The sequence below is a fragment of the Streptococcus sp. SPS1 genome (assembly GCF_030439915.1).
Lineage (GTDB): Bacteria > Bacillota > Bacilli > Lactobacillales > Streptococcaceae > Streptococcus.
On record NZ_JAQFJG010000007.1, the window covers coordinates 86291 to 106856 of the forward strand.

A 20566-nucleotide genomic window follows, 5' to 3' on the forward strand; every position below is an offset into this window, starting at 1 on the left:
TGACGTGGTTTGAATCTGATTTTCGAAGAGTATAAAAGTAATAGTGCTTTTAGAATAAAAGGGTAAGCAACCCTATAATCAAGATAAACTAAGATTTTGGAGGAAAAATGAGTAATATTAGTTTAACAACACTTGGTGGTGTACGTGAAAATGGGAAAAATATGTACATTGCTGAAATTGGAGAGTCCATTTTTGTTTTGAATGCAGGGTTAAAATATCCCGAAAATGAACAATTAGGGGTCGATGTGGTGATTCCAAAGATGGACTACCTTTTTGAAAATAAAGATCGAATTGCTGGGGTATTTTTAACTCACGGACATGCAGATGCTATTGGTGCTCTGCCTTATCTCTTGGCTGAAGCCAAGGTACCTGTATTTGGCTCTGAGTTGACCATTGAGTTGGCAAAACTCTTTGTCAAAGGAAATGACGCAGTCAAGAAATTTAATGATTTTCATGTTATTGATGAAGATACGGAGATTGATTTTGGTGGGACAGTGGTTTCCTTCTTCCCTACGACTTACTCCGTTCCAGAGAGCCTGGGAATTGTCTTGAAGACAGCTGAAGGGAGCATCGTTTATACAGGTGACTTCAAATTTGACCAGACAGCTAGTGAATCCTATGCGACAGACTTCGCTCGTTTGGCAGAAATCGGTCGTGACGGCGTCCTGGCTCTCCTCAGTGATTCGGCCAATGCGGACAGCAATATTCAGGTGGCTAGTGAAAGTGAAGTTAGAGATGAAATTACCCAAACCATTGCTGACTGGGAAGGTCGTATCATCGTTGCAGCTGTTTCCAGTAACCTTTCTCGTATCCAGCAGATTTTTGACGCTGCGGATAAAACAGGTCGACGTATCGTCTTGACAGGATTTGATATTGAAAATATCGTCCGCACAGCGATTCGTCTCAAGAAGTTGTCTTTAGCCAACGAAATTCTCTTGATTAAGCCGAAAGATATGTCTCGCTTTGAAGACCATGAGTTGATTATTCTTGAGACAGGTCGTATGGGTGAACCTATCAATGGACTTCGTAAGATGTCGATTGGTCGCCATCGTTATGTAGAAATCAAGGATGGGGACCTGGTCTATATTGCTACGGCTCCGTCTATTGCTAAAGAAGCCTTCGTTGCGCGTGTGGAAAATATGATTTATCAGGCAGGAGGGGTTGTCAAATTGATTACCCAAAGTTTACATGTATCAGGGCACGGAAATGCGCGTGATTTGCAGTTGATGATTAACCTCTTGCAACCCAAGTATCTCTTCCCAATTCAAGGGGAATACCGCGAGTTGGATGCTCATGCTAAGGCTGCTATGGCGGTCGGGATGCTGCCAGAACGCATTTTCATTCCTAAAAAGGGAACCAGCATGGCTTATGAGAATGGGGACTTTGTCCCAGCTGGAGCGGTTTCAGCAGGGGATGTCTTGATTGACGGGAATGCCATTGGTGATGTTGGAAATGTGGTTCTTCGTGACCGTAAGGTCTTATCAGAGGACGGTATTTTCATCGTAGCAATTACCGTTAATCGTCGTGAGAAGAAAATTGTGGCCAAGGCTCGTGTTCACACGCGTGGATTTGTTTATCTCAAGAAGAGTCGCGATATTCTCCGTGAAAGTTCAGAATTGATTAACCAAACGGTAGAAGACTATCTTCAAGGAGATGACTTTGACTGGGCAGATCTTAAAGGCAAGGTTCGTGATAATTTGACCAAGTATCTCTTTGATCAAACTAAGCGTCGTCCAGCTATTTTACCAGTGGTGATGGAAGCGAAATAATCGTTGAAATAAACAGAGAGAAAGTCGAGTTTCGGCTTTTTCTTATAGAAAAATAGAGGAAAAATTATGGCAGTAATGAAAATCGAGTATTACTCACAAGTTTTAGATATGGAGTGGGGGGTGAATGTTCTCTATCCTGACGCTAATCGAGTGGAAGAACCAGAGTGTAAAGATATTCCCGTCTTGTACCTTTTGCATGGGATGTCTGGCAACCATAATAGCTGGCTCAAGCGGACCAATGTAGAACGCTTGCTTCGGGGGACTAATCTCATCGTCGTCATGCCCAATACCAGCAATGGTTGGTACACCGATACCCAATATGGTTTTGACTATTACACCGCTCTAGCAGAGGAATTGCCACAGGTTTTGAAACGCTTCTTCCCTAACATGACCAGTAAGCGTGAAAAGACCTTTATCGCTGGCCTTTCTATGGGAGGCTATGGCTGCTTTAAACTGGCTCTTGCGACCAATCGTTTTTCTCACGCAGCTAGTTTTTCAGGCGCCCTTAGTTTTCAAGAGTTTTCTCCTGAAAGCCAAAATCTGGGAACACCAGCTTATTGGAGAGGTGTGTTTGGGGAGATTAAGGATTGGACAGCTAGCCCCTATTCTCTTGAAAGTCTAGCTAAAGAATCGGACAAAAAGACCAAGCTTTGGGCTTGGTGTGGTGAACAGGATTTCTTGTATGAAGCCAATAATCTCGCAGTGAAAAACCTCAAAAAGCTGGGCTTTGATGTGACCTATAGCCATAGCGCTGGAACTCACGAGTGGTACTACTGGGAAAAACAATTGGAAAGATTTTTAGCAACCCTACCAATCGATTTCAAATTAGAAGAGAGATTGAGTTGATTTAGAACCAAGAAAAGTGTTTGATGGTCTTTGAAGCCCTCTTTATACAATGTCATTGTCGCCGTGTTTTAGATACATGTTACTGATTTCGTTGGTTCTTTAATTTTTTATTAATTATTATATATTATTAGCTAATTTGAAAAATCGAGTTTGGTTTTCACTGGACTTTTCAAATGGAAGTGGTAAAATAGTAGCCAGATGCTCATGTGAAGATGGTATTTTAATAAGACAAATAATTTTTGATAAGAATCTGTTTATTTAGTTGATGATTGAGCAATAGTAGATTGATTTAGAGTGCCAGTAGTCATTGTAAGAAAGGATGACAGATGTTTAGTTTTAAGATAGGAATTTCAGTAAAAGAGCATGATGATTTTGTTAGTCATCATCCACAAATTAATCTTCTGCAGAGTAGTTCCTGGGCAAAAATAAAAGATAATTGGGAAAATGAGCGTTTAGGCTTTTATAAAAATGGAGAATTGGTAGCTGTTGCAAGTATTCTCATAAAAAAATTGCTACTTGGATACACTATGATGTACATTCCAAGAGGACCAATTATGGATTATCAAGATAAAGACTTGGTAACATTTGTGATGAGAAGCTTAAAACAATTTGGATTTCGTAGACGGTCAGTTTTTATAAAATTTGATCCAGCTCTGATTTTAAAACAATATCCTATTGACCAATCTTCTGCAGAATTTTCTGAGAATAAACTATCTGTAGAAGCTATTCAAAACTTAAAAGATGCTAATTGTCAATGGTCTGGTAGAACTATAGCTATGTCTGAAACGATACAGCCACGTTATCAAGCTAATAGAATACTAAAAGAAGAGGGAGCTTCAGATTTTCCAAAGCATACTAAGAGGCTGATGAGAGATGCTGTTAAGAGAGGTGTTAGTACATATCGTGGTAGTTTATCAGATATTTCAAATTTTGAAACGATTGTAGCTTTAACGGAACGTCGTAAGAATGTTTCCCTCCGCAATCAGGAATATTTCCAAAAGTTAATGGAAATCTATGGAGAAGATGCGTATTTACATTTAGCAAAGATTAATGTTCCAGAACATCTAATGGAGTATAGGGAACAGTTGCAACAGATAAAAAAAGATTTGTCTGAAACAGATGAATATCAAAAGAAACGTCTGACTAAATTACAACAACAGGCAAAATCTATTGAAAAATACATCATAGAATTTCAAGAACTTGTTCAACAATATCCAGAAGAAATAGTTATAGCGGGTGTTCTCTCTGTTTCGTTTGGTGAGACACTTGAAATGCTTTATGCTGGAATGGATGATAGGTTTAAAAAATTCTACCCTCAATATATTCTTTATCCAAAAGTGTTTGATGATGCTTTTAACGATGGTAAAATATGGGCTAATATGGGGGGGATTGAAGGTACCTTAGATGATGGCTTAAGTGATTTTAAATCGAACTTTAGTCCTGTTGTCCAAGAGTACATTGGAGAGTTCACTTTACCAGTAAGCTTTTTGTATCATTTGGCTAATTATTTTTATCAACTCCGTAAAACATTAAGAAAAAAACATAGAAAGTAAGTATATGGCACTAACTACACTCACGAAAGAAGAGTTTCAGGCTTATTCTGATCAGGTTTCTTCTCGTTCCTTTATGCAATCGGTTCAGATGGGGGACTTGTTAGAAAAAAGAGGGGCTCGAATTGTTTACCTTGCTTTGAAACAAGAAGGAGAAATTCAAGTTGCAGCTCTGGTTTATAGCTTGCCCATGCTGGGTGGTCTGCATATGGAGCTCAATTCGGGGCCGATTTATACCCAACAAGATGCTCTTCCAGTTTTTTATGAAGAGTTAAAAGAATATGCCAAGCAAAATGGTGTATTAGAGTTGCTTGTAAAACCCTATGAAACTTATCAAACTTTTGATAGCCAAGGTAATCCAATAGATGCTGAGAAAAAAAATATCATTCAAGGTTTAACTGGTTTAGGTTATCAATTTGATGGATTGACAAGAGGTTACCCAGGTGGAGAACCAGATTGGTTATACTATAAAGATTTGACTGAATTAACTGAAAAGAGTTTGCTTAAAAGTTTTAGCAAAAAAGGTAAACCCTTGGTGAAAAAGGCTGAAACCTTTGGTATTCGGTTGAAAAAGTTAAAACGTGAAGAACTATCGATTTTTAAGAGTATCACAAAAGAAACCTCTGAACGTAGAGAATATAGTGATAAAAGTTTAGAATATTATGAGCATTTTTATGATGCTTTTGGAGAACAAGCGGAGTTTCTCATAGCAAGTTTAAATTTTTCGGACTATATGAGTAAATTGCAGGATGAACAAAGTAAACTAGAAGAAATATTGGACAAGTTGCGACTTGATTTGAGTAAAAATCCTCATTCTGAGAAAAAACAAAATCAACTGAGAGAATATTCTAGTCAATTTGAAACGTTTGAAGTTCGAAAAGCAGAAGCGCGAGACTTGATTGAAAAATATGGAGAAGAAGATATTGTTTTAGCCGGGAGTTTATTTGTTTATATGCCTCAGGAAACGACTTATCTCTTTAGTGGTTCCTACACTGAATTTAATAAGTTCTATGCCCCTGCACTGCTTCAAAAATATGTTATGTTGGAAAGTATAGAACGTGGAATACCTAAATACAACTTCCTAGGCATTCAAGGGATTTTTGATGGTAGTGATGGTGTTTTGCGTTTTAAACAAAATTTTAATGGCTATATTGTACGTAAAGCAGGAACTTTCCGTTATCATCCATCGCCTTTAAAATACAAAGCTATCCAGTTACTCAAAAAAATAGTAGGACGTTAAGATGAAAAAGTCAGTATTTAGCTTTCTTTCAGCTTCTTTTAGTAAAATAATTTTTATTTGCTAGAAAGGTGGAAGGATATGCGCTGGCTTTTTCGTTTGATAGGGGCTTTCTTTTCTTTTGTGTGGCGTTTGTTTTGGCGCCTGGTTTGGATTGTTTTGCTTTTATGCACTTTTGCTTTCGGACTTCTCTGGTATCTGAACGGAAATTTTCAAGGAGCGCTGAAGCAAGTAGAGTGGTCAGTAAAAATTGGTCAATAAAGTATTGACCAATGGGAGAAAACAGGGCAACTGCCTAAGTTAAGCCAGACAGATAGTCATCAACACTCTGAAGGAAGGTGGCCGCAGGCTTCTGCTCGTATTTACTTGGATCCCCAGATGGATTCACGCTTTCAAGAGGCTTATGTAGAAGCAATTCAGAATTGGAATCAAACTGGCGCTTTTCATTTTGAAATCGTGACTGAGTCCAGCAAGGCAGATATCTTGGCTACGGAGATGAATGACGGAGGTACTCCTGTGGCAGGAGAGGCAGAAAGTCAGACCAATCTCTTAACAGGGGAATTCTTGTCTGTCACGGTACGGTTGAATCACTATTATCTGTCCAATCCTAACTATGGCTATTCCTATGAGCGCATTGTCCATACTGCAGAACATGAGTTGGGTCATGCGATTGGCTTGGATCATACAGATGAGAAGTCTGTGATGCAACCTGCAGGTTCTTTTTATGGTATCCAGGAAGAGGATGTTGCAAACCTCCGAAAAATATATGAGACTAGTGAGTAGGGAACTACCTTTCCCTACTTTTTTGCTATAATGGAACTATGAACAACTTGATTAAATCAAAACTAGAGCTCTTGCCGACCAGCCCTGGTTGCTACATTCATAAGGATAAAAATGGCACCATTATCTATGTAGGAAAGGCTAAAAATCTGCGTAACCGCGTGCGGTCCTATTTCCGTGGGAGTCACGATACCAAGACAGAGGCATTGGTGTCCGAAATTATGGATTTTGAGTTTATCGTTACGGAGTCCAATATTGAGGCGCTTCTCCTAGAAATCAACCTGATCAAGGAAAATAAGCCCAAGTACAATATCATGCTCAAGGATGATAAGTCTTATCCTTTCATCAAAATCACCAATGAACGCTATCCTCGTTTGATTATCACCCGTCAGGTCAAAAAGGACGGCGGTCTCTACTTTGGACCTTATCCAGATGTAGGGGCAGCCAATGAAATCAAGCGGCTACTGGATCGGATTTTCCCTTTTCGCAAGTGTACCAATCCACCGTCTAAGGTCTGTTTTTACTACCATATCGGTCAATGTATGGCCCACACCATCTGTAAGAAGGATGAGGACTATTTCAAGTCTATGGCTCAGGAGGTTTCTGATTTTCTGAAAGGGCAGGATGACAAAATCATTGATGATCTTAAGGGAAAAATGGCAGCGGCAGCCCAGACTATGGAATTTGAACGTGCAGCGGAATATCGTGACCTCATTCAGGCTATTGGAACGCTTCGAACCAAGCAACGGGTCATGGCTAAGGATCTTCAAAATCGGGATGTCTTTGGCTACTATGTGGACAAGGGATGGATGTGTGTTCAGGTTTTCTTTGTTCGTCAGGGCAAGCTTATTGAGCGCGATGTCAATCTTTTCCCTTATTATAATGATCCGGATGAGGATTTCTTGACCTATGTGGGACAATTCTATCAAGAAAAATCTCATCTAGTTCCCAATGAGGTGCTGATTCCGCAGGATATTGATGAAGAAGCCGTTAAGGCCTTGGTAGATACCAAGATTCTCAAACCCCAGCGTGGAGAGAAAAAGCAACTGGTCAATCTGGCTATAAAGAATGCTCGAGTCAGCCTAGAGCAGAAATTCAACCTGCTAGAGAAATCTGTCGAAAAAACACAGGGGGCTATTGAAAATCTAGGACGCTTGCTTCAAATTCCAACCCCAGTTCGCATCGAATCCTTTGATAACTCCAACATCATGGGAACTAGCCCTGTTTCAGCTATGGTGGTTTTTGTCAACGGCAAACCGAGTAAGAAGGATTATCGTAAGTATAAAATCAAGACTGTCGTTGGGCCAGACGACTATGCTAGTATGCGAGAGGTCATTCGCAGACGCTATGGTCGAGTACAGCGTGACGGTTTGACTCCTCCAGATTTGATTGTCATTGATGGGGGACAAGGTCAGGTCAACATCGCCAAGCAAGTCATCCAAGAGGAACTAGGCTTGGATATTCCAATTGCTGGGCTTCAAAAGAACGACAAGCACCAAACCCATGAATTGCTCTTTGGAGATCCGCTTGAGGTGGTGGACTTGTCTCGTAATTCTCAGGAATTTTTCCTCCTCCAACGTATTCAAGATGAGGTGCACCGCTTTGCTATCACTTTCCATCGCCAACTGCGCTCCAAAAATTCTTTCTCATCTCAATTGGATGGGATTGATGGTCTGGGACCTAAACGCAAGCAGAATCTCATGAAGTATTTCAAGTCTCTGACCAAAATCAAGGAAGCCAGTGTGGATGAAATTGTCGAAGTTGGAGTACCAAGAACAGTAGCAGAAGCTGTTCGGAGGAAGTTGAACCCGCAGGAAGAAGTGGAGTTGGCTCAAGTAGCGGAAGAAAGTGTAGAATACCAAACAGAAGGAGACCATCATGAACCATAAAATCGCAATTTTATCAGATATTCATGGCAATGCGACGGCGCTAGAAGCAGTGATTGCAGATGCTAAAAATCAAGGAGTCAGTGAATACTGGCTTCTGGGAGATATTTTTCTTCCTGGTCCAGGCGCAAATGACTTAGTCGCCCTGCTAAAGGACCTTCCTATCACAACCAGTGTTCGAGGCAATTGGGATGATCGTGTCCTTGAGGCCTTGGATGGCGAATATGGTTTGGAACATCCGAAAGAAATCCAGTCAATGCGCATGACCCAGTTTTTGATGGAGCAAATGGATCCTGCAACGATTGTCTGGCTACGAAGCTTGCCTTTGCTGGAAAAGAAAGAAATTGACGGATTGCGCTTTTCTATCTCTCATAATTTGCCAAATAAGAACTATGGTGGTGACTTGCTAGTTGAGAATGATACAGATAAATTTGACCAACTGCTAGATGCTGAAACGGACGTGGCAGTCTATGGTCATGTTCACAAGCAGTTGCTTCGTTATGGCAGTCAAGGGCAACAAATCATCAATCCAGGGTCGATTGGCATGCCCTATTTTAATTGGGAGGCGTTAAAAAATCACCGTGCCCAGTATGCCGTGATAGAAGTTGAAGATGGGGAATTGGTAAATATCCTATTTCGTAAAGTCGCTTATGATTATGAAGCGGAGTTAGAATTGGCCAAATCCAAAGGGCTTCCCTTTATCGAAATGTATGAAGAACTACGTCGTGAAGATAACTATCAGGGGCACAATCTGAAATTATTAGCAAACTTAATAGAAAAGCATGGGTATGTAGAGGATGTGAAGAAATTTTTTGATTTTTTGTAAAAGTTTCCTAAAATAACCAATGCAAACTAAAAACGATTGGCTGGTCCAATCGTTTTTAATATATCTTATTGTAATCGAGATTGATCTGGAAGATAAGAGCCACCTAGATAGGTATTGCTGAGTTTTTCAAGTGTTCCATCTTGATAGAGTTCTTTGAGTGCTTTATCAAATTGCTCTTTAAACTCTTTCTGGTCGCTTGAGAAAATGATATAGTTGCTGGGGCTATCAGCAGAAGGCAAGTCAACCACAGAAAGGTCTAAGCCACGGTCCTTGATAATCTTTTGAACGGATACCTTGTCAAAAACGAGGAAATCAAATTCGCCGTTAGAGAGGTCTAGGATTCGTTTACCAATATCCTCGCCAGAAAAATTGATGGTAGCAGGATTGTCAGTGTGTTTCTGATTCCAGTTATTGATGAATTGAGCGTTTGAAGTTCCAGTATCCTCCTGTGTTGTTTTACCAGCAATTTGGTCAAGTGAAGTCAAAGGATTTTTCTTGTTGCTGACGAGGACGAGGGGATTGTTTGAAATTGGAAGTGAGTAGAGATATTTTTCAGCGCGCTCTTTTGTGTAACTCAAGTTATTGGCTGCAGCCTGATAGTGACCAGAATCAAGTCCTGGGAAGATACTTTCCCAAGCAGTTCTTTGGAATTGAATCTCGTAGTCGCTGAGTTTTTCATCCACTGCCTTTAGGACTTCAATATCGAATCCTGTCAGATTGCCCTTGTCTTCGTAGTCAAATGGTGGCACATCGCCAGCTGTAGCAACGACGATTGTCTTTTGAGAGTTGGTTGCTTTGGGTGTGGCTTGATTCCCACAGGCAACCAAAAATGGTAGGATAGCTAGTAAAAGGCTAAATTTTTTCATAATGTCTCCATTCAAATGTAAAGTACTTGCTAGTTTATCAGAAACTGTCTTGATGCACCAATATATATCTTTTATGGCTGTAATAAAAAATCTTAATCATGAAAAATCCCTGCAAGCTCTTTCAAATTATGGTAGAATGGAAGCAGTAGAATTAGAAAAGGAAATCGATTATGAAATTTCTTGAATTAAATAAAAAACGTCATGCGACTAAGCATTTCACTGATAAGCCAGTTGATCCAAAAGATGTGCGTACGGCTATCGAAATTGCAACCTTGGCACCCAGTGCCCACAACAGCCAGCCATGGAAATTTGTGGTGGTTCGTGAGAAAAATACCGAACTAGCAAAGTTGGCTTATGGTTCCAACTTTGAACAGGTATCATCAGCGCCTGTAACCATTGCCTTGTTTACAGATACAGATTTGGCTAAACGTGCCCGCAAGATTGCCCGTGTCGGTGGCGCAAAGAATTTCTCAGAAGAACAACTTCAATATTTCATGAAGAACTTGCCTGCGGAATTTGCCCGTTACAATGAACAACAGGTCAGTGACTACCTAGCCCTCAATGCAGGTTTGGTTGCTATGAACTTGGTTCTGGCTCTTACAGACCAAGGAATCGGATCAAATCTTATCCTTGGATTTGACAAATCAAAAGTTAATGAAGTTTTGGACATTGAAGACCGTTTCCGTCCAGAACTTTTGATTACGGTAGGTTATACAGACGAGAAATTGGAACCAAGCTACCGCTTGCCAGTAGATGAAATCATCGAGAAAAGATAGAAAGAAGAAAAAAATGACAGCAATTGATTTTACAGCAGAAGTAGAAAAACGCAAAGAAGACCTCTTGGCTGACTTGTTTAGCCTTTTGGAAATCAACTCAGAACGTGATGACAGCAAGGTTGATGCTGAACATCCATTTGGACCTGGTCCAGTAAAAGCCTTGGAAAAATTCCTTGAAATCGCAGACCGTGATGGCTATCCAACTAAAAATGTTGATAACTATGCAGGACATTTTGAGTTTGGTGATGGCGAAGAAGTTCTCGGAATCTTTGCCCATATGGATGTGGTGCCTGCTGGTAGCGGTTGGGACACAGACCCTTACACACCGACTATCAAAGACGGTCGCCTTTATGCGCGTGGGGCTTCAGATGACAAGGGGCCTACAACAGCTTGTTACTATGGTTTAAAAATCATCAAAGAATTGGGTCTTCCAACTTCTAAGAAAGTCCGTTTCATCGTTGGAACAGATGAAGAATCAGGTTGGGCAGACATGGACTACTACTTTGAGCACGTAGGTCTTGCCAAACCAGACTTTGGTTTCTCTCCTGATGCTGAGTTCCCTATCATCAATGGTGAAAAAGGAAACATTACTGAATACCTCCACTTTGCAGGAGAAAATGCAGGTGCTGCTCGTCTTCATAGCTTTACAGGTGGTTTGCGTGAAAATATGGTACCTGAATCAGCAACAGCAGTCGTTTCAGGCCACCTGACTGACTTGCAAGCGAAACTAGATGCCTTTGTTGCAGAACACAAGCTCAGAGGAGAAATTCACGAAGAAGCTGGTCAATACAAGGTGACGATCATTGGGAAATCAGCCCACGGTGCTATGCCTGCTTCAGGTGTCAATGGCGCGACTTACCTAGCCCTCTTCCTTAGCCAGTTTGATTTTGCTGGTCCAGCCAAAGACTACCTCGACATCGCTGGTGAAATTCTCTTGAACGATCATGAGGGTGAAAATCTTAAGATTGCTCATGTGGATGAAAAGATGGGTGCTCTTTCTATGAATGCAGGCGTCTTCCGCTTTGACGAAACAAGCGCTGATAATACGATTGCCCTTAACATCCGCTATCCAAAAGGAACAAGTCCAGAACAAATCAAGTCAATCCTTGAAAACTTGCCAGTTGCTTCTGTTAGCCTTTCTGAACACGGTCATACCCCTCACTATGTGCCAATGGAAGATCCACTTGTGCAAACCTTGTTGAATGTCTATGAAAAACAAACTGGACTTAAAGGTCACGAGCAAGTTATCGGTGGTGGAACCTTTGGTCGTTTGCTCGAACGCGGAGTTGCCTACGGTGCCATGTTCCCAGACTCAATTGATACCATGCACCAAGCCAATGAATTTATCGCCTTGGACGATCTCTTCCGAGCAGCAGCAATCTATGCCGAAGCTATTTACGAATTGATCAAATAAAACGATAGAAGTCTGAGATCTTATGCTTAGACTTCTTTTTGGAGGGAAAGTAGATGTCTCAAATCGAAAGAATCAAGAAAGCTATTATGGCGGATCCACAGAATGCTATCTATACAGAACGCGGAATTGAGCCTCTTTTTGCAGCGCCAAAAACTGCTCGCATCAATATCATCGGTCAGGCGCCTGGTCTTAAAACCCAAGAAGCAGGCCTTTACTGGAAGGACAAAAGTGGTGATCGTTTGCGGGACTGGCTCGGTGTGGATGAAGATACCTTTTACAATTCAGGCTATTTTGCTGTCTTGCCTATGGATTTCTACTTTCCAGGACATGGCAAGTCAGGTGACCTGCCACCGAGAACAGGCTTTGCTGAAAAATGGCATCCACAGCTCTTGCAAGAATTACCCGATATCCAGTTGACCCTCTTGATCGGTCAATATGCCCAAGCCTACTATTTACAGGAGAAAGTCAGTGGCAAGGTGACAGAAAGGGTAAAACATTACCAGAACTACTTGCCAGAGTATTTTCCTTTAGTTCACCCCTCGCCGCGAAATCAAATCTGGATGGCCAAAAATCCTTGGTTTGAGTCAGAAGTGGTGCCAGACTTGAAAAAAAGAATTAAAACTATTTTAGGAGAAAAAGAATGAAAGAAATAACCTTTGACGCATTTTACCAGCTTTACCAAAACGACCAACTTTCTCTAGTGGACGTGAGAGAAGTGGATGAGTTTGAAGCTCTTCATTTAGAAGGTGCTCAGAATCTTCCTCTGAGTCAATTAGCTGACACTTATGATCAATTGGACAAGGATCAGTTACATTATGTTATTTGTAAATCTGGAATGAGATCGGCGCGTGCTTGCCAATTCCTATCAGAACAAGGTTATGAAGTTATCAATGTTCAAGGTGGCATGATGGCCTTTGAAGAACTTTAATACTCAATGAAAATCAAAGAGCAAACTAGGAAGCTAGCCGCAGGCTGTACTTGAGTACGGCAAGGTGAAGCTGACGTGGTTTGAAGAGATTTTCGAAGAGTATAAACATTAGAATTTTCTCCTACTTGTCGTGGACTGGGTAGGGGATTTTATTTTTAGACAATTCTCATTTTTAAGAATCTTGAAAACATTCAATATTTACTTCGTGAAGCTTTTTTCATACTCCTATTCATGATATACTAGGTCAGTATTTTATAAATATGAAGGAGATTTTCATGGCTAAAAAAGGTGCCCTAACAGGTTTACTCCTGTTTGGAATATTTTTTGGTGCGGGGAACTTGATTTTTCCGCCTTCTCTAGGTGCTCTATCTGGAGAACATTTTCTTCCTGCCATCGCAGGTTTTGTCTTTTCAGGCGTCGGTATCGCCGTCTTGACTCTTATTATTGGAACGCTAAATCCTAAAGGATATATCTACGAGATTTCAACAAAGATAGCGCCTTGGTTTGCGACTCTTTACCTCTCAGTTCTTTACTTGTCAATCGGTCCATTCTTTGCTATTCCACGTACTGCTACAACAGCTTACGAAGTAGGGATTAGCCCCCTTTTGTCGGATGCAAATAAAGGTCTTGGATTGATTGTCTTTACGGTTCTGTATTTTGCGGCAGCCTATTTGATTTCGCTTAATCCATCAAAAATCTTAGACCGCATTGGACGTATTTTAACGCCTGTCTTTGCGATTTTGATTGTTATCTTGGTTGTTCTAGGAGCTTTCAAATATGGTGGGACAAGTCCTCAAGCTGCTTCAGCTGCTTATCAAGCTTCTGCCTTTGGTACAGGTTTCCTAGAAGGTTACAATACCTTGGATGCTCTTGCCTCAGTTGCCTTCAGTGTAATCGCAGTTCAAACCTTGAAACAACTTGGGTTTTCAAGTAAGAAAGAATACATTTCAACTATTTGGGTGGTTGGTATCGTTGTTGCCCTTGCCTTCAGCGCTCTTTACATCGGTTTAGGTTTCCTTGGAAATCATTTCCCAGTACCAGCTGAAGCGATGAAGGGTGGAACACCAGGTGTTTACATCTTGTCACAAGCCACTCAAGAAATCTTTGGCTCAACAGCCCAACTCTTCCTTGCAGCTATGGTTACCGTAACCTGCTTCACAACAACGGTTGGTTTGATTGTGTCAACAGCTGAGTTCTTTAATGAACGTTTCCCACAAATCAGCTATAAAGTTTATGCGACAGCCTTTACCTTGATTGGATTTGCTATTGCCAATTTAGGTCTTGATGCGATTATCAAGTACTCCATTCCAGTACTGGTTATTTTGTACCCAATCACGATTGCCATCGTTATGATTGTCATTGTCAACAAATTTGTTGCCCTTTCAAAACCAGGTATGCAGTTGACAATTGCTGTTGTTACAGCTATTGCTATTGCAAGCGTACTAGGAAGCTCATTTAAAGTTGAGTTTCTTGCAAACCTTGTCAACGCTCTTCCTTTTGCCAAGGCATCACTTCCATGGTTAGTACCAGCCGTTGTCGGAATCTTGCTCTCATTGGTTCTACCAAACAAGCAAGAAAGCGATGTTTTTGAAATGGAATAATCATTAAAATCACTCTTGTAGCTAAGTCTACAGGAGTGATTTTCTTTTTTTATCCGATGATAAATGTGTTATAATAGGTAGCAAAAGAGGTGAAGAAATGAATCAAACAGTAGAATATATCAAAGAACTGACAGCTATTGCGTCTCCAACAGGTTTCACTCGGGACATTGCGGACTATTTAGTCAAAACTTTAGAAGGTTTTGGTTACCAGCCGGTTCGCACAGCTAAGGGCGGTGTCAATGTGACCATCAAAGGTCAAAATAATGAAGAGCATCGCTATGTGACTGCCCATGTAGATACGCTGGGTGCTATTGTCCGTGCTGTCAAACCAGCCGGCCGTCTCAAATTGGATCGTATCGGTGGTTTTCCTTGGAACATGATTGAAGGTGAAAACTGTACCGTTCATGTGGCTAGCACAGGTCAAAAGCTATCAGGCACCATCCTCATCCACCAAACTTCTTGCCATGTCTACAAGGATGCAGGAATTGTAGAACGTACCCAGGACAATATGGAAGTGCGTTTGGACGCCAAAGTAACCAGTGAAAAAGAAACTCGTGCTCTTGGTATTGAGGTCGGTGATTTTATCAGCTTTGATCCACGAACCGTCGTGACAGAGACAGGTTTTATCAAGTCTCGTCATTTGGACGATAAGGTCAGTGCAGCGATTTTGCTTAACCTGCTTCGCATTTATAAGGAAGAGAAGATTGAATTACCAGTAACAACTCATTTTGCTTTTTCAGTCTTTGAAGAAGTGGGGCATGGGGCTAACTCCAATATTCCTGCTCAGGTAGTAGAATATCTGGCTGTGGATATGGGAGCTATGGGTGACGACCAGCAAACAGACGAATATACAGTGTCTATTTGTGTCAAGGATGCATCAGGTCCTTATCACTATGATTTCCGCCAACACTTGGTTGGATTGGCGAAAGAGCAAGATATTCCATTTAAGTTGGATATCTATCCATTTTATGGTTCGGATGCTTCAGCAGCCATGTCTGCAGGGGCAGAGGTTAAACATGCTCTTCTAGGTGCTGGTATCGAGTCTAGCCATTCTTATGAGCGTACCCATATTGACTCAGTAGTGGCGACTGAGCGTATGGTCGATGCCTATCTCAAGAGCGCATTGGTAGACTAATATGTGCCTAATTTGTCAGAGAATTGACCTCATCAAGAAGGGAGAAAATCCCTACTTTGTCAAAGAGTTGGAAACAGGCTATCTTGTGATTGGAGACCACCAGTATTTTACAGGCTATAGTCTCTTTCTAGCCAAGGAACACGTTACCGAATTGCACCATTTGAAAAAGGAAACTAGAATCCGTTTTCTCGAAGAAATGAGTCTAGTCCAAGAGGCAGTTGCCAAGGCCTTTACTGCTGAGAAAATGAATATCGAACTGCTAGGAAATGGCGATGCCCATCTCCACTGGCATCTGTTTCCACGACGGACAGGTGATATGAATGGTCACGGTCTCAATGGACGTGGACCAGTCTGGTGGGTCCCCTTTGAAGAAATGACAGCAGAAATATACCAAGTAAAAACGGATGAGATTAAAAGATTAGTCAAACGTTTATCGTCAGAAGTAGATAAACTATTAGAAATAAAGGAGTAGAAATGAAAAAAAGATACCTTGTCTTGACAGCCTTGCTAGCCTTGAGTCTAGCAGCTTGTTCACAAGAAAAATCAAAAAATGAAGATGGAGCAGCTAAGACAGAACAAACAGCTAAAGCTGATGGAACAGTCGGAAGTAAGTCTCAAGGAGCTGCTCAGAAAAAAGCAGAAGTGGTTAATAAAGGAGACTACTACAGCATCCAAGGGAAATACGATGAAATCATCGTAGCCAATAAACACTACCCATTGTCAAAAGACTACAATCCAGGGGAAAATCCAACAGCCAAGGCTGAGTTGCTCAAACTCATCAAAGCAATGCAAGAGGCAGGTTTCCCCATTAGCGACCATTACAGTGGCTTTAGAAGTTATGAAACTCAGACTAAGCTCTATCAAGATTATGTCAATCAAGATGGGAAAGAAGCTGCCGACCGTTATTCTGCCCGTCCTGGCTATAGCGAGCACCAGACAGGCTTGGCTTTTGATGTGATTGGGACAAATGGTGATTTGGTGACAGAAGAAAAAGCGGCCCAATGGCTCTTGGACCATGCGGCTGATTATGGTTTTGTTGTTCGTTATCTCAAAGGTAAGGAAAAGGAAACAGGCTATATGGCTGAGGAATGGCACCTTCGTTATGTCGGAAAAGAGGCTAAAGAGATTGCAGCTAGTGGCCTCAGTTTGGAAGAGTATTTCGGCTTTGAAGGTGGAGATTACGTCGATTAAAAAATAAACTTTTCTCTTGCAATTCCAGATAAATAGTGTATAATAGATGGGTATGTGAAAAACATACTTGTGGGAGGTAAAAATCTCTAATTACCGCCAAAACCACAAAGGAGGATTTAAAAATGGCTAAAAAAGTCGAAAAACTTGTAAAATTGCAAATCCCTGCTGGTAAAGCTACACCAGCTCCACCGGTTGGACCTGCTCTTGGTCAAGCTGGTATCAACATCATGGGATTCACAAAAGAGTTCAACGCTCGTACAGCTGACCAAGCTGGTATGATCATTCCAGTTGTTATCTCAGTTTACGAAGATAAATCATTTACTTTCATCACTAAAACACCACCAGCTGCTGTTCTTTTGAAAAAAGCTGCAGGTGTTGAAAAAGGATCAGGTACACCTAACAAAACTAAAGTTGCTACAGTTACTCGTGCACAAGTACAAGAAATTGCAGAAACTAAGATGCCAGATTTGAACGCAGCAAACGTAGAGTCTGCAATGCGTATGATCGAAGGTACTGCTCGTTCTATGGGATTCACTGTTGTTGACTAATCAATAACACAGTAGAAAATCTCACAGCAGTCTATTAGTTGCTTTTCATACTAGGCAAGTGACTGATGCTTGTACTTGGGTACAGCAAGGGAACTTAACGACGTAGGAAAAGAATCTAATAGACTGATAACCCGCAAGACTTCATCATTTCGAGGAGTGACGTGGGAGATGAAAATCGATTGAACCACTTACAAGGAGAATAGAAAATGGCTAAAAAAAGCAAACAACTTCGTGCTGCTCTTGAGAAAATCGACAGCACAAAAGCATACAGCGTAGAAGAAGCTGTAGCACTTGCAAAAGAAACTAACTTTGCAAAATTTGATGCAACTGTAGAAGTTGCTTACAACTTGAACATCGACGTTAAAAAAGCTGACCAACAAATCCGTGGAGCAATGGTATTGCCAAACGGTACTGGTAAAACTTCACGCGTTCTTGTTTTCGCACGTGGTGCAAAAGCTGAAGAAGCAAAAGCTGCTGGTGCAGACTTTGTTGGTGAAGATGACCTTGTTGCTAAAATCAACGATGGTTGGTTGGACTTCGACGTAGTTATCGCTACACCTGATATGATGGCTCTTGTTGGACGTCTTGGACGTGTCCTTGGACCACGTAACTTGATGCCAAACCCTAAAACTGGTACTGTGACAATGGATGTTGCTAAAGCAGTTGAAGAGTCTAAAGGTGGTAAAATCACTTACCGTGCTGACCGTGCAGGTAACGTTCAAGCTATCATCGGTAAAGTATCATTTGAAGCTGAAAAATTGGTTGAAAACTTCAAAGCTTTCAACGAAACAATCCAAAAAGCAAAACCAGCTACAGCTAAAGGAACTTACGTAACAAACTTGACTATCACAACTACTCAAGGTGTTGGTATCAAAGTTGACGTAAACTCACTTTAATCAGTAGTTTATAAAAGAGGACGAGTACGAAAGTGCTCGTTTTTGTATGTAAGTTATAGTCTCTATAAAATGGTCATCTTATTTGGCTTATAGGGTGAGTAGCAAATGAAATACGAATTATTTTCGTGCCCAAGCAACCCAATGAAACCAATACTTTAGGGATAGTGCTAAAATAAAAATCGCCACCATGAAGTCCCATGAAATAAGGATTTTTTGGTGTCGATTTTGTTTATTTTGTAATTTTACGGCTAAAAAATAGTGGAAATTCCTGTATAATATAGTTGTTTTAAAAAAATATTCAAGGAGGGATTTCCACATGAAAATTGTAACACAAACGAGCCTTTTTAGTGAAGAAGAAATTTAGGAGAATTAGAAAAATTAGTACAAATAATATCAGTATTACCAGCAGAAAAGTTATTAAAAAAATTAGATGAAGAGCGAGCAAATGGTAGAAATGATTATCCAGTTGTATGTAGCGATTACTTCTTGCAAAAAATGTTTTCCAACATACAACGATTGAAAGTTTATTACGAGAATGTCGAAGAAATAGCCAATTAAGACAATTATGTGGACTTAAATCTCACTATATTTCTATGAATCATACTAATAGTCATGTTTGTATAGTACCAAGTTCTGCTGCGATGTCTCGTTTTATAAAAAAATTAAAGGAACATCAAGAAGACTTGACAGAGATGATGGTGATTTTAGAAAAGAAGTATCCGTTAATGGGAAAATTATTCAAAGCTACGCCAATAAAGTATCTACTAAAGAACCAGATGGCAGAAGAGAAACGCAGGCTGATACGACCGCAAAAAATTATTATTCAAATAACGGAACTAAAACTACGAAGTATTATTTTGGTTTCTGAGTTCATTTATTAGCAGATGTAAATTATGAACTACTGATAGCTTTTAAAGTGACTCCAGCAAGTAAAGGAGAACGTGAAGTCGCTGAAGAAATTCTTACAGAATCAGAATTACTATTGAAGGATACAAAGGCAGTGATGGCAGATAAAGGGCATGATAGTGTTGAATTTTGAAAATTCATCGAAGAACAAGGATTGATTGCGATTATCCCTCCAAGACATATGTGGAAAGATGAAGAAAGCCGCCAATATAAAGATACAGCCCTTTATTATAATCAAGATGGGCAAGTCTTCTATCGAACAGAAGATTATGAAATGATTGAATTAGTGTACAAAGGTTATGATCAATCGACAGATTCATTGCGTTACGGATTCCATCCAAAATATAATAATCAAATTTTTAGAATTAATCGTTCAGAAGATATTCGCATCTTCCCTAAAGTATCACAACAATCACATAAATTTGAGAGACTTTACAATAAGAGAAGTGCCATAGAAAGAATTAATGGTCGGTTAGATAGAGACTTTATGTTTAAGAATCATACGATAAGAGGGTTAGAAAAAGTAACTTTATATGTCTCAATGGCTTGTTTATGTACATTAGGATTTGCTTATTCAAAAGTAAAAAAACAAGAAACAAAGCATTTGAGTAGTTGGGTTGCTTAAATAGTTGTCCCATTTAAAAAAATGACGAAATTTCAAGGGGGATGGTCTGCCCTTTTTTAGGAACTGAGGTTGTCATTGAATAATTACGTCTAAAAATGAAAAGAAAATTTACATTTTAAAATAGATTCTTTTATTTCTGAAATAGATTTTTGTTTTCAAAATTTATGATATCGCTATTTTCGCTAAAAAAACTCTAAGCAGGCAGAGCCTGCTAACTCATGACAGAAAAAGAAGTTTAGCTTATAATGAAGATGAACAATACAAATCCGTGGTGTCTAATAGGGCTTTTCCTAGCCTGTTAAAAAAACTGGATGAACAAGAGTCATGAGATAACTCGAATATGCCTTGAGCATGAAAATAAAATTACTAGTAGCCTCTTGTTCTATTGTTCAAATAGTTAACAGGAGGTTTTTATAATGGAAGTCATGATTGAAACGTGTTGTGGTATTGATGTCCACCAAAAATCCATTGTTTGTTGTATTCTAGATGGTCCACTAGATACTAATAAGCCAAAGAAAATTCAGAAGAAATTTGGGACAACTACTGTAGCTCTTCACAATGCCTTAGATTGGTTGGTGGAAAACCATGTCACACATGTCTTTTTTGAAAGTACTGGGCAATATTGGCTCCCTCTCTTTAATATCTTTTCAGATTCTAATCTCGTCTTGGTACTTGCCAATCCTCAACATATCAAGAATGTGCCTGGTCGAAAAACAGACATGAAAGATGCCGAATGGATTGCTCAACTCGGCCGTTGCGGACTAATTGAACCTTCCTATATCCCTG

Annotated in this window: 18 protein-coding genes and 3 pseudogenes; 20 read left to right on the forward strand and 1 reads right to left on the reverse strand. The window is 40.2% G+C overall.

All coding sequences use genetic code 11. From position 1 onward, the window contains the following. Positions 1 to 107 precede the first annotated feature (107 nt). The 7 genes and pseudogenes from PCY12_RS06595 to PCY12_RS06625 all read left to right on the forward strand — a co-directional run bounded on the left by PCY12_RS06595 (position 108) and on the right by PCY12_RS06625 (position 8894). Positions 108 to 1769, forward strand: a complete 1662-nt coding sequence (locus PCY12_RS06595) for a ribonuclease J (RefSeq protein ID WP_000065626.1) — start codon at positions 108 to 110, stop codon at positions 1767 to 1769. A 66-nt stretch (positions 1770 to 1835) separates the two neighbouring features. After that, positions 1836 to 2615, forward strand: a complete 780-nt coding sequence (locus tag PCY12_RS06600; RefSeq protein ID WP_301352144.1) for an alpha/beta hydrolase family protein — start codon at positions 1836 to 1838, stop codon at positions 2613 to 2615. 326 nt (positions 2616 to 2941) lie between these two features. Beyond that, positions 2942 to 4168 carry an aminoacyltransferase gene (locus tag PCY12_RS06605; protein ID WP_301352146.1) on the forward strand — a complete coding sequence of 409 codons (1227 nt, stop codon included), beginning with the start codon at positions 2942 to 2944 and terminating at the stop codon, positions 4166 to 4168. A 4-nt stretch (positions 4169 to 4172) separates the two neighbouring features. Beyond that, entirely contained in the window at positions 4173 to 5405 is a 1233-nt protein-coding gene (gene murN, locus PCY12_RS06610) for a peptidoglycan bridge formation alanyltransferase MurN (RefSeq protein ID WP_301352147.1), read from the forward strand. 78 nt (positions 5406 to 5483) lie between these two features. Further along, a pseudogene (locus PCY12_RS06615) lies at positions 5484 to 6185 on the forward strand (M57 family metalloprotease). Between the two features lie 38 nt (positions 6186 to 6223). Continuing rightward, a complete protein-coding gene (uvrC, locus tag PCY12_RS06620; protein WP_301352149.1) occupies positions 6224 to 8071 on the forward strand; it encodes an excinuclease ABC subunit UvrC in 1848 nt (615 codons plus the stop codon). Then, positions 8061 to 8894 carry a metallophosphoesterase family protein gene (locus tag PCY12_RS06625; RefSeq protein ID WP_301352152.1) on the forward strand — a complete coding sequence of 278 codons (834 nt, stop codon included), beginning with the start codon at positions 8061 to 8063 and terminating at the stop codon, positions 8892 to 8894. The genes uvrC and PCY12_RS06625 overlap by 11 nt, the downstream gene beginning before the upstream one ends. A gap of 65 nt (positions 8895 to 8959) precedes the next feature. Here PCY12_RS06625 and PCY12_RS06630 read toward each other — a convergent pair whose 3' ends face one another. Further along, positions 8960 to 9760, reverse strand: coding sequence for an amino acid ABC transporter substrate-binding protein (locus tag PCY12_RS06630; protein ID WP_173253510.1), 801 nt, complete (start codon positions 9758 to 9760; stop codon positions 8960 to 8962). Positions 9761 to 9930: 170 nt separating this feature from the next. Here PCY12_RS06630 and PCY12_RS06635 point away from each other — a divergent pair, with 170 nt between their 5' ends. From PCY12_RS06635 to PCY12_RS06690, 13 genes and pseudogenes are all read left to right on the forward strand, one after another. Continuing rightward, positions 9931 to 10536 (forward strand): nitroreductase family protein, encoded by a 606-nt coding sequence (locus PCY12_RS06635; protein ID WP_173253511.1) that lies wholly within the window; start codon positions 9931 to 9933, stop codon positions 10534 to 10536. Positions 10537 to 10549: 13 nt separating this feature from the next. Beyond that, positions 10550 to 11950, forward strand: a complete 1401-nt coding sequence (gene pepV / locus PCY12_RS06640; RefSeq protein WP_301352153.1) for a dipeptidase PepV — start codon at positions 10550 to 10552, stop codon at positions 11948 to 11950. Between the two features lie 53 nt (positions 11951 to 12003). Continuing rightward, complete coding sequence (locus PCY12_RS06645) at positions 12004 to 12594, forward strand: uracil-DNA glycosylase family protein (RefSeq protein WP_301352154.1); 591 nt, start codon at positions 12004 to 12006, stop codon at positions 12592 to 12594. Beyond that, positions 12591 to 12878 carry a rhodanese-like domain-containing protein gene (locus tag PCY12_RS06650; RefSeq protein WP_023943660.1) on the forward strand — a complete coding sequence of 96 codons (288 nt, stop codon included), beginning with the start codon at positions 12591 to 12593 and terminating at the stop codon, positions 12876 to 12878. Before PCY12_RS06645 ends, PCY12_RS06650 begins: the two co-directional genes overlap by 4 nt. A 275-nt stretch (positions 12879 to 13153) precedes the next feature. After that, positions 13154 to 14479: a branched-chain amino acid transport system II carrier protein gene (gene brnQ, locus PCY12_RS06655; protein WP_033685412.1), complete on the forward strand. Its 1326-nt coding sequence runs from the start codon at positions 13154 to 13156 to the stop codon at positions 14477 to 14479. Between the two features lie 97 nt (positions 14480 to 14576). Then, positions 14577 to 15614 (forward strand): M42 family metallopeptidase, encoded by a 1038-nt coding sequence (locus PCY12_RS06660; RefSeq protein WP_301352155.1) that lies wholly within the window; start codon positions 14577 to 14579, stop codon positions 15612 to 15614. Between the two features lies 1 nt (position 15615). Beyond that, positions 15616 to 16086, forward strand: coding sequence for an HIT family protein (locus PCY12_RS06665; protein ID WP_301352157.1), 471 nt, complete (start codon positions 15616 to 15618; stop codon positions 16084 to 16086). Between the two features lie 2 nt (positions 16087 to 16088). Beyond that, the gene (gene ldcB, locus PCY12_RS06670) at positions 16089 to 16805 is read left to right on the forward strand and encodes an LD-carboxypeptidase LdcB/DacB (protein ID WP_301352158.1); all 717 of its coding nucleotides are present in this window, start codon (positions 16089 to 16091) and stop codon (positions 16803 to 16805) included. Positions 16806 to 16927: 122 nt separating this feature from the next. Next, the gene (gene rplK / locus PCY12_RS06675; protein ID WP_001085807.1) at positions 16928 to 17353 is read left to right on the forward strand and encodes a 50S ribosomal protein L11; all 426 of its coding nucleotides are present in this window, start codon (positions 16928 to 16930) and stop codon (positions 17351 to 17353) included. A gap of 206 nt (positions 17354 to 17559) precedes the next feature. Beyond that, complete coding sequence (gene rplA / locus PCY12_RS06680) at positions 17560 to 18249, forward strand: 50S ribosomal protein L1 (protein WP_001085675.1); 690 nt, start codon at positions 17560 to 17562, stop codon at positions 18247 to 18249. Positions 18250 to 18737: 488 nt separating this feature from the next. After that, positions 18738 to 19130 (forward strand): annotated as a pseudogene (locus tag PCY12_RS10330) (hypothetical protein); the annotation flags it as partial. Then, positions 19130 to 19780: pseudogene (locus tag PCY12_RS06685) on the forward strand (transposase); the annotation flags it as partial. The pseudogenes PCY12_RS10330 and PCY12_RS06685, both read left to right, overlap by 1 nt. A 416-nt stretch (positions 19781 to 20196) precedes the next feature. Then, the coding region (locus tag PCY12_RS06690; RefSeq protein ID WP_301352160.1) for a transposase at positions 20197 to 20566 on the forward strand (370 nt) is incomplete at its 3' end.

Coding starts and splice junctions, on each gene's coding strand:
- PCY12_RS06650 (WP_023943660.1), top strand. CDS start 12,591: ATGAAAGAAATAACCTTTGACGCATTTTACCAGCTTTACCAAAACGAC.
- rplA (WP_001085675.1), top strand. CDS start 17,560: ATGGCTAAAAAAAGCAAACAACTTCGTGCTGCTCTTGAGAAAATCGAC.
- PCY12_RS06660 (WP_301352155.1), top strand. CDS start 14,577: ATGAATCAAACAGTAGAATATATCAAAGAACTGACAGCTATTGCGTCT.
- rplK (WP_001085807.1), top strand. CDS start 16,928: ATGGCTAAAAAAGTCGAAAAACTTGTAAAATTGCAAATCCCTGCTGGT.
- PCY12_RS06625 (WP_301352152.1), top strand. CDS start 8,061: ATGAACCATAAAATCGCAATTTTATCAGATATTCATGGCAATGCGACG.
- ldcB (WP_301352158.1), top strand. CDS start 16,089: ATGAAAAAAAGATACCTTGTCTTGACAGCCTTGCTAGCCTTGAGTCTA.
- PCY12_RS06605 (WP_301352146.1), top strand. CDS start 2,942: ATGTTTAGTTTTAAGATAGGAATTTCAGTAAAAGAGCATGATGATTTT.
- pepV (WP_301352153.1), top strand. CDS start 10,550: ATGACAGCAATTGATTTTACAGCAGAAGTAGAAAAACGCAAAGAAGAC.
- PCY12_RS06595 (WP_000065626.1), top strand. CDS start 108: ATGAGTAATATTAGTTTAACAACACTTGGTGGTGTACGTGAAAATGGG.
- brnQ (WP_033685412.1), top strand. CDS start 13,154: ATGGCTAAAAAAGGTGCCCTAACAGGTTTACTCCTGTTTGGAATATTT.
- uvrC (WP_301352149.1), top strand. CDS start 6,224: ATGAACAACTTGATTAAATCAAAACTAGAGCTCTTGCCGACCAGCCCT.
- PCY12_RS06645 (WP_301352154.1), top strand. CDS start 12,004: ATGTCTCAAATCGAAAGAATCAAGAAAGCTATTATGGCGGATCCACAG.
- PCY12_RS06665 (WP_301352157.1), top strand. CDS start 15,616: ATGTGCCTAATTTGTCAGAGAATTGACCTCATCAAGAAGGGAGAAAAT.
- murN (WP_301352147.1), top strand. CDS start 4,173: ATGGCACTAACTACACTCACGAAAGAAGAGTTTCAGGCTTATTCTGAT.
- PCY12_RS06630 (WP_173253510.1), bottom strand. CDS start 9,760: ATGAAAAAATTTAGCCTTTTACTAGCTATCCTACCATTTTTGGTTGCC.
- PCY12_RS06635 (WP_173253511.1), top strand. CDS start 9,931: ATGAAATTTCTTGAATTAAATAAAAAACGTCATGCGACTAAGCATTTC.
- PCY12_RS06600 (WP_301352144.1), top strand. CDS start 1,836: ATGGCAGTAATGAAAATCGAGTATTACTCACAAGTTTTAGATATGGAG.